The 10,000-nt window shown below is 35.1% G+C and carries 7 protein-coding genes and 1 rRNA gene (1 of these 8 cut by a window edge); all 8 read right to left on the bottom strand.

The genetic code is table 11. From position 1 onward, the window contains the following. Nucleotides 1-545 (bottom strand): 16S ribosomal RNA (locus tag FHY60_RS00040); it reaches 956 nt to the left of the window's first position. Nucleotides 546-1,054: 509 nt separating this feature from the next. Further along, complete coding sequence (gene gyrA, locus FHY60_RS00035) at nt 1,055-3,604, bottom strand: DNA gyrase subunit A (RefSeq protein WP_139902024.1); 2,550 nt, start codon at nt 3,602-3,604, stop codon at nt 1,055-1,057. Nucleotides 3,605-3,626: 22 nt separating this feature from the next. Next, nucleotides 3,627-5,537, bottom strand: coding sequence for a DNA topoisomerase (ATP-hydrolyzing) subunit B (gene gyrB / locus FHY60_RS00030; RefSeq protein ID WP_163215956.1), 1,911 nt, complete (start codon nt 5,535-5,537; stop codon nt 3,627-3,629). 50 nt (nt 5,538-5,587) lie between these two features. After that, nucleotides 5,588-5,848: an extracellular matrix regulator RemB gene (gene remB / locus FHY60_RS00025; RefSeq protein ID WP_139902022.1), complete on the bottom strand. Its 261-nt coding sequence runs from the start codon at nt 5,846-5,848 to the stop codon at nt 5,588-5,590. Then, nucleotides 5,848-6,948, bottom strand: coding sequence for a DNA replication/repair protein RecF (gene recF / locus FHY60_RS00020; RefSeq protein WP_139902020.1), 1,101 nt, complete (start codon nt 6,946-6,948; stop codon nt 5,848-5,850). Before recF ends, remB begins: the two co-directional genes overlap by 1 nt. Before the next feature lie 55 nt (nt 6,949-7,003). Further along, the gene (gene yaaA, locus FHY60_RS00015) at nt 7,004-7,210 is read right to left on the bottom strand and encodes a S4 domain-containing protein YaaA (RefSeq protein ID WP_139902018.1); all 207 of its coding nucleotides are present in this window, start codon (nt 7,208-7,210) and stop codon (nt 7,004-7,006) included. Nucleotides 7,211-7,272: 62 nt separating this feature from the next. Beyond that, on the bottom strand, nt 7,273-8,376 hold the full coding sequence (gene dnaN, locus FHY60_RS00010; RefSeq protein ID WP_139902017.1) for a DNA polymerase III subunit beta: 1,104 nt from the start codon (nt 8,374-8,376) through the stop codon (nt 7,273-7,275). Between the two features lie 280 nt (nt 8,377-8,656). Next, entirely contained in the window at nt 8,657-10,000 is a 1,344-nt protein-coding gene (dnaA, locus tag FHY60_RS00005) for a chromosomal replication initiator protein DnaA (RefSeq protein ID WP_139902016.1), read from the bottom strand.

Here is a 10,000-nt window from a genome sequence, read left to right as displayed (position 1 = left end):
CGCATCCTTTACGCCCAGTAAATCCGGACAACGCTCGCCACCTACGTATTACCGCGGCTGCTGGCACGTAGTTAGCCGTGGCTTCCTCCTCTGGTACCGTCATTATCGTCCCAGAAGACAAGAGTTTACAACCCGAAGGCCTTCATCCTCCACGCGGCGTTGCTGCATCAGGCTTTCGCCCATTGTGCAATATTCCCCACTGCTGCCTCCCGTAGGAGTCTGGACCGTGTCTCAGTTCCAATGTGGCCGATCACCCTCTCAGGTCGGCTACGCATCGTGGCCTTGGTGAGCCGTTACCTCACCAACTAGCTAATGCGCCGCGGGCCCATCTCATAGCGGATTGCTCCTTTAAAGTTGCCATCATGCGATGGCTGCTTATTATGCGGTATTAATCTCCCTTTCGGGAGGCTATCCCCCTCTATGAGGCAGGTTACCCACGTGTTACTCACCCGTCCGCCGCTGGGGACCGAAGTCCCCCGCTCGACTTGCATGTGTTAGGCACGCCGCCAGCGTTCGTCCTGAGCCAGGATCAAACTCTCAATTTAAAAGTTTGAACTCTAGCTTATCGCTAAATTTGTTTTTCAGACTTTCGTCTGTCAAAGAAATCGCTGACCATGATTTATTCTGTAAAGAAATTATCATTTAACCTCTGTTCAATTTTCAAAGACCAACTTGTTATTATTTCGCTGTCGTCTGACAGCTTTTATATCTTATCACCTTAGATTCTTAATGTCAACATAATTTTATGTTTTTTAAGAAACTTCTTTAGTGATTTATCACTGCTATCTTGCAGCGACAAAAGTTATTTTATCAAATTTATTATTATTCACTTGATTAATATGATTAACCGCGTTAAATTAAATTAATTTTTCTTCATAATTCTAATTATTTCTTTAATTTTATCATGATGATACACTAGGATAAGTTTAATTTGATATTATAGTTTGTCATTTCTTTAACTCCACTTTTTTAAGACAGTGCTAGTAAAATCATTACAAAAGTACAAAGCAAAAGAAGCGGTTTTGATACCGCTTCTTTTGCTTTGTACTTTTAATTATTCATCAATTTTATCTGTATCAACATTATATTCATTTTCAATACCGTCTTCTACATCAACTAAGTCATCGACAGCACTTTCTCTATTTGGATCTTTTACCGAATCCTCTTGTGAAGCTGAGTCCATTTCTTCACTGCTTGCTATCTTTGCAAGAGCTACTATCTGCTCTTCCTCACCGGTTCTCATCAGTGTAACTCCCATAGTACTTCTGCTGGTTACAGAAATACCTGAAACCTCCATTCTTATAGCAACTCCATTGTTATTTATCAGCATTAACTCATCGCCATCTTTTACAACTCTTGCCCCTACTAATTTACCGGTCTTTTCTGCTACCTTATAAGTCTTTAACCCTTTTCCGCCTCTTGACTGTATTCCGTATTCCTCCATGGGAGTTCTCTTACCAAAGCCATTTTCTGATACAACCAGTAATTCCTGATCAGGAACAACAATATCCATGGATACAGCTATATCATCATCTCTTAGAGTAACTGCCTTAACTCCTGAAGCTGATCTTCCCATAGGTCTTACTTCTTTTTCACTGAATCTTATAGCATATCCCTGTTGTGTTACAATTACAATTTCAGCATCTCCTCGGGTTACCTTTACCTTCAGAAGTTCATCTCCATCCTTTAGACTTATTGCTATTAAGCCATTCTTTCTTATGTTTGCAAATTCCTTAAGTTCTGTCTTCTTAATTAAGCCTTGCTTAGTTGCCATAATCAAATAGCCATCTTCGTAGCTTTTCTTTATTGTAAGCACTGCTTGAATCTTTTCATTACCTGCCAATGGAAGGAGATTTACAAGATTTGTACCCTTAGCGGTTCTGCCAGCATCCGGTACCTCATAAGCTTTAAGCCTATATGCTCTTCCCCTATTAGTAAAGAATAGAAGATCGCTGTGAGTAGACGCTACAAAGATATGTTCAACAAAGTCATCTTCTTTTGTAGCCATTGCCTGTATACCCTTTCCACCTCTTCTTTGGGCACTATAGGTATCTGCTGCTATTCTCTTGATATATCCGGTATGAGTAAGAGTAATAACAACGTCCTTTTCTTCTATCAAATCTTCTATATCAATTTCAAGGGCATTCTTTTCTATTACTGTTCTTCTCTCATCAGCATATTTTGCTTTTATTTCAAGAAGCTCATCCTTTATTACCTTTAGCATTAATTCTTCTCTTGCAAGAATATCTCTATAATATGCTATATTCTTCATTAATTCGTTATATTCTTCTTCTATCTTAACTCTTTCCAAGCCAGTAAGTCTTTGTAATCTCATATCGAGAATTGCCTGAGCTTGTTTCTCTGATAGGCCAAAGTTGGTCATTAAGCCATTTCTTGCTTCTTCTGTGGTCTTTGAAGACCTAATTAGTCTTATAACCTCATCGATATGATCAAGAGCTATTCTTAAACCTTCAAGTATATGAGCTCTTGCCAAAGCCTTATCCAACTCAAACTGAGTTCTTCTTCTTATTACATCCTTTTGGTGGTCAAGATAATGTAATAAAACCTGCTTTAAGTTAAGAGTTTGTGGTTCAGCTCCTACTAGAGCAATCATTATTACACCAAAAGTATCCTGCATTTTTGTGTGCTTATAAAGCTGATTTAATATTACATTTGCATTGGCATCCTTTTTAATTTCTATAACGATTCTCATACCTTCTCGGTCCGATTCATCTCTTAAATCAGATATGCCAACGATCTTTTTGTCCTTAACCAAGTCTGCAATACTTTCTACTAGCTTTGCCTTGTTAACTTGATATGGTATCTCTGTTACAATGATCTTTTGCTTTCCTTTTTCTTCTTCAATTTCTGCCTTTGCTCTTACGATTATTCTACCTCTGCCAGTCTCGTAAGCCTCTCTTATTCCTTCTGTTCCCTTAATTATTCCTGCAGTTGGAAAGTCTGGGCCCTTTATAACTGTCATCAGGTCCTTCACTGTTACTTCTGGGTTGTCAATTATCATAGCTACGCCATCAATAACTTCTCCAAGATTATGGGGAGGGATATTTGTAGCCATACCTACCGCTATACCTGATGATCCGTTTACCAACAAGTTTGGAAATCTTGATGGTAAAACTGTAGGTTCCTTTTCTTCTCCGTCAAAGTTTGGAATAAAGTCTACGGTATTTTTATTTATATCTCTTAACATCTCAACTGCGATTTTACTTAGTCTTGCCTCTGTATATCTCATTGCCGCAGCTGAGTCGCCGTCTACAGATCCAAAGTTACCATGTCCCTCAACAAGTGTATTTCTTAAGTTAAAGTCCTGAGCCATTCTAACCAAAGCATCATAAACAGCAGAGTCACCATGTGGATGGTATTTACCAAGTACATCTCCTACTATTCTTGCACACTTTCTATGAGGTTTATCAGGTGTTATTCCTAATTCATGCATAGAATATAATATTCTTCTATGCACTGGCTTTAATCCATCTCTTACATCAGGAAGAGCACGGCCTACTATAACACTCATAGCATAGTCTATATAGCATTTTTTCATCTCATGCTTTATATCAATCGGTAACACTTTACCTAGGTTATTCATTGAATACACTCCTCTTTAATCCCTATATATCAAGATTTTCAACTTTCTTCGCATTTTCTGTGATGAATTCTCTTCTTGGCTCTACCTTGTCACCCATAAGTATAGTGAATATCTCATCAGCAGCCATGGCATCCTCAACAGTTACTTGAAGAAGAGTTCTCTTTTCAGGATTCATTGTGGTCTCCCAAAGTTGCTCTGCATCCATTTCTCCAAGACCTTTATATCTTTGAATACTAGTATTGTTGTCTTGACCACCTATCTCCATAAGGATTTTTTCTTTTTCTTTATCGTTATAGGCATAATAGTCTTTTCTTCCTTTTGTTATCTTATATAACGGAGGTTGAGCTATGTAGACATGGCCCTTTTCAACAAGCTCTTTCATATACCTATAAAAGAAGGTTAGTAGCAGCGTTCTTATGTGAGCACCATCAACATCCGCATCTGTCATTATTATGATACGATTATACCTTATTTTCTCTACATCAAAGTCTTTTCCTATACCTGCACCAAAAGCAGTTATCATAGACCTTATTTCCTGGTATCCTAATATTTTGTCCAGTCTTTGTTTTTCAACGTTCATTATTTTTCCTCTTAGAGGAAGTATAGCCTGGAACATTCTATTTCTTCCTTGCTTAGCGGATCCCCCTGCAGAGTCTCCCTCAACGATATATATTTCACATTCATTCGGGTCTTTTGAAGAACAATCTGCAAGCTTTCCCGGAAGTGTTGTTCTTTCTAATACAGATTTTCTAGTAAGTTCCCTAGCCTTTCTAGCTGCTTCCCTTGCTCTAGCAGCTAAAAGAGCCTTATCAATTATTGTCTTTCCAACGTTGGGGTTCTCTTCAAGATATGTTGATACTTTGTCCCCAACAATATTATCTACTATTCCTCTTACTTCTGTATTTCCAAGCTTTGTTTTTGTCTGTCCTTCAAATTGTGGATCTGTAAGCTTAACTGAAACAACAGCAGTTAGCCCCTCTCTAATGTCTTCTCCAGACAGGTTTTTATCATTTTCCTTAAGGTGCCCAAACTTTTTAGCATAGTCATTGAAAGCTCTCGTTAAAGCTGTCTTAAAACCTACTAAATGCGTTCCGCCTTCCACAGTGTCTATGTTATTGGCAAAGGAAAATATATTCTCCTGATATCCGTCGTTGTATTGTAGTGCTATTTCAACAATATAGTCATCTTTTTTTCCTTCAACATAGATTGGCTCCTCATGAAGCTTTTCTTTATTTCGGTTTAAGTATTCCACAAAGGATTTTATACCGCCCTCATAGCAAAATTCATCTTTTTTATCTGTTCTTTCGTCTGAAAGTACTATTCTTATTCCCTTATTTAAAAAAGCCAATTCTCTTAATCTTTGTGCTAAAATATCATAGTCAAACTCTTTTTCTTCAAAAATTTCAGGATCCGGTTTAAAGTAGGTCTTAGTTCCATGTCCTTCTGCTTCACCAATCTTTTCAAAGGCACTGGTTACCTTACCTCTGCTGTAAGTCTGTCTCCAAACACCACCATCTCTTGTTACGATAACCTGGCAATTAACTGATAGTGCATTAACAACTGAAGCACCTACACCGTGGAGTCCTCCGGAAACCTTATATCCTCCTCCGCCAAATTTACCTCCGGCATGAAGTATAGTCATTATAACCTCTACAGTAGGTATTCCCATTTTAGGATGTATACCTATAGGCATACCTCTACCATCATCCTCTACTGTAATAGAATTATCACTGTGGATTACTACTGAAATATTTTTACATGTTCCTTCAATAGCCTCATCTATACTATTATCAACTATTTCATAAACCAAATGATGAAGTCCTCTAGAACCAGTACTTCCGATATACATTCCTGGTCTCTTTCTTACTGCTTCTAATCCTTCTAGAACTTGTATTTGACTCTCATCATATGCTTTCTTTTCCTGTTCCAACATGTACATCCTCCTTGTATTGTAAGGTATTATACTTAACTAAAAACTTGTAATTATTCATCAAAGTTGACTACCGTTCTTTTACTTAGAGTAACTGACGATATTGGTGACAAATAAATTTTACTCTTTTTATTTACTTCTGCTATAACGAAAGACTTTGGCTTTTCTTTAGTAATTCGTTCAACAAAGCCATCTTCTTCAGCCATTCTTAAAAATTGTACAGTATCAGAACCATAAATCGAGGTTTCCATATCAAAAATAGCTATAATATCCTTAACAGGAACTACCACATTCTCACCTAAATGCAAAAACATTATTCTCCCTCCTTTTCAACTTCCACATTCCCATCTTTTACGTAAAATATGGTGGCTCTATCATCTATATACGATTTTATATCTTCTATGCCAGTACAGGTTACTATAGTCTGTACCTTGGAAATTGAGGTTAGTATATACTTCTTTCTCTTAAAATCTAACTCTGATAAAACATCATCCAATAAAAGTACCGGATGTTCGCCTGTAACCTCTTTTATTATCTTCAAAGACGAAAATTTGATAGTTAAAATTGAGGTACGCTGTTGACCTTGAGAGCCAAAAGTTCTTGTATCAACTCCGTTTATATCTATTGAAAAATCATCTCTGTGAGGACCTACAGATGTAGTTCGTCTATCTATATCCTTCTGCCTGTTTTTCTTTAAAAGCTGTAACAGCTGAGAATCAATATTCTCATAGGAGCTAACTTGAGAAATATACTTAAATTCAATATTTTCTTTATCTGAAGTTATTTCCTTATGCAAAGTCCTGCTATAATAGTTTAACCTCTCTATATATCCAACTCTTTTTTTTATTATGTACTGTCCAAAGGCTGCTAGCTGTTGGTCGTAAACATCCAAAATGGATTGATCTATGTTTCTATTCTTTAAAACGGTATTTCTCTCCAATAAAACCTTGTTATATTGTACTAAACTATAATAGTAGGCTGCATCTAACTGACATAATTCCATGTCAAGAAATCTCCTTCTATGTCCAGGAGATTCCTTGACAATCTTTAAATCCTCAGGAGAAAACATTACTACATTGCAGTTTCCTAATAGTTGAGATATCTTATTAATCTTAATAGAATTTATACTTATAGCCTTTTTTCCCTCTTTTAGGATTTTTATTTCAATTTTTTTGTCTAAACGCTCTCTTACTACATGAAGTTTAATATAAGCTTCATTTTCGTTCCATTTTATGATTTCTTTATCTTTATTGGTTCTATGGGAACGTCCAAAACTACTGTAATAGATACTTTCTAATACATTTGTTTTTCCCTGAGCATTATCCCCAATAAAGACATTTACATTCTCATTTAACTCTATAAATAGTTCTTTGTAATTTCTGTAATTAATCAGTTGTAAGTATTTTACATGCATTCAAAAACACCTTTTTTAAAGTGACTTTATTTTATTATATCATAAACTAATTTAATCAAGTAATTTTAAAAATTTCATTTCCGAATTCTACTATATCCCCGTTTCTAAGCTTTCTACCTCTTCTTAGTTCTACTTCCCCGTTAACTTTAACATTTCCAGCTAAGATAAACATTTTAGCATCGGATCCTTGGGCAAATTCACCACACCACTTTAAAAATGAGTCTAATTTTATATATTCAGTCTCTATTTTTATTTCCTTCATAAAGTAGGAATCCAATATTGGTTCCTTCCCTCCTTTATAGTTTTTAATTATTTTTTGAACAATTAGTTATTTAATAATCGAACCGGTAAAACAAGATAAATGCAATTATCTACTTCCTTATTTCTTATTATGCATGGACTAACTGCACTGGAAAACTCCATGGTTATTTCTTCCTCTTCCATTATCTTTAACACGTCTATTAGGTATTTAGAATTAAATGCAATTTGAAGTGGCTGTCCTTGCAAAATAATAGAAAGCTCTTCTTTAACCTTTCCCAATTGAGAATTGGAGGTTATTATTAGGTTATCTTCCTGTATATTCAATTTTATCAAGTTTGTATTACCTTCTTTAGCTAATAGAGAAGCTCTCTCAATACAGTTTAGTATTTGGCTTCTTTTAGCAGTGATTTTCAAGTTATGTTCATCTGGAATAATTGAAGTATACTTTATAAACTCACCTTCTAGCAGCCTAGATATCACCTTTGTATTTCCTAAGTTAAATAAAATATGATTTGTAGTAAAGGTTATATATGTCATATCTTGCTTATCTTCTAGTATCTTAGCAATTTCATTTAGAGTTTTCCCAGGAATTACGGCACTAATTGTGTTAGCGGTTTCTAGATATTCACTTCTAAGAGCTAATCTATATCCGTCGAGAGCAACCATATTCAGTTTGTTATCCTTAACCTCAAAAAGAACTCCGGTAAGTATTGGCCTGGTCTCATCTTGAGCTATTGCAAATATTGTTCCCTTAATCATATTTTTCAGTATACATTGTGGAACATTGAAAATCATATTCTCATTTATCTGTGGTAGTGTTGGATAGTCATCTGCACTCATATGAACTAATGTGAAATTTGACTTCTGGCAATATATTTGTAAGGTATTATTCTCCAAAGTAGATATTTCAACATTATCGTTCGGTAATTTTCTAATAATCTCTCCTAAAAGCTTTGCATCTACTACTATACTTCCAAATTCTAAAACTTCAGCTTCACATTTTGTTTCAATACTTAGATCTGCGTCAGATCCAATGATTGTTAGCGTATTGTTTACTGCTTTTAACAAAAGTCCTTCTAGTACTGGTATTGTAGATTTTCCTGTAACAGCTTTTTGTGCAATAGATATAGCTTCTTGCAGAACATTTTTTTGACATATAAACTTCATATAATTACCTCCTTAAAAACTCTTATGTTAATTATTCTATACACAGTGATTATTCACTTAAAAACAGGTTAGGTAAAATAATTATTTCAGTAGTAATAGTAGTAGGGGATGTGACTTTGTGGATAAGTACTCTAAGCCTTTAAAATTCAACAATAAAAGTGCAAAAATAATTGTGGATAAGATATGATGAATATTTTCCACTTATCCACATTATTATTTTTAATTATGTCCTCTTTCACTTATCCACAAACAATAAAAAATAATTATTTACAGTTGTTAATTATTTTTGTGTTATCTTTTTTGAAAGGTCATTTATAGTGTTCTGAAGGGCTTCGTCTGCTTGCAAAGCTTCAGAAATTTTCTCATAGGCATGGATTACTGTGGTGTGGTCTCTTCCACCAAATTCTTCGCCTATCTTCGGTAGAGACATATCAGTAAGCTTTCTACATAAATACATAGCTATTTGCCGTGGAAAGGCTACATTTCGCGTACGTCGCTGAGATTTAAAATCCTCAACTTTTAAATTATAGTAACTGGAAACAACATCTTGTATCAAATCTATAGTAATATGTTTTGATTGCTTATTTGAAATAATATCTTTAAGTGCTTCTGAAGCAAGATCTACACTAACTTCTTTATTTGTTAGAGATGAATAGGCAACAATTCTGATTAATGCACCTTCAAGCTCTCTAATATTAGATTTTATTTGAGAGGCTATGTAAACCATAACTTCATTAGGTATATTTAATTTTTCAACGTCAGCTTTTTTCTTTAATATGGCTATTCTTGTTTCAAAATCGGGAGGCTGAATATCTGCGATAAGTCCCCATTCAAAACGAGATCTTAGCCTATCCTCTAAAGTTGGGATTTCTTTTGGGGGACGGTCACTAGACAAAATTATTTGCTTATTAGCCTCATGTAAAGCATTAAAAGTATGGAAAAATTCTTCTTGAGTTCTTTCTTTACCTGCAATAAATTGAATATCATCTATAAGAAGTACGTCAACGTTTCTATATTTATTTCTAAAATCAACGTTTTTATCATCCTTAATAGAGTTAATTAACTCATTTGTAAACTTTTCTGAAGATACATAGACGACCTTTGCCTTAGGATTGGTTTTAAGTATATAGTGGCCAATTGCATGCATTAAGTGAGTTTTTCCTAGACCTACCCCCCCATATATAAATAGAGGGTTATATGCTTTGGCTGGTGATTCAGCTACTGCAAGTGATGCTGCGTGAGCAAATCGATTACTATTACCTATAACAAAGGAGTCAAAAGTATATTTGGGATTTAAGGTAGCTGTCATCTCATCAGATACCTGCACATTCTTCCTCGGTTCCTCTTTAGTTTTTTCAATAGCTGCAGTTTCTTCCGATACTATTGAAAATTCTATGTTGTAACGTTTAGTTGAAATGAGCTTTATGGCATTGATCAATAAGTCCTTATAGCGAGTATCCAGAATTTCCTTTGTAAAATCATTTGGAACACCAAATTTTATTGTATCCTCAGAAATAGAAAGAGGAACGGCACTTTTGATCCATGTGTTAAAACTTACTTCTGTAAGCTCGCCTTTGATTATATTCAATGTTTTTTCCCAGAGTTCATATAATTGGGCGCTCAT

Source organism: Clostridium thermarum (assembly GCF_006351925.1).
Taxonomy (GTDB): Bacteria; Bacillota; Clostridia; order Clostridiales; family Clostridiaceae; genus Clostridium_AU; species Clostridium_AU thermarum.
Note: the sequence above shows the minus strand (reverse complement) of the source record. Positions and strands in the feature narration are given on the sequence as shown.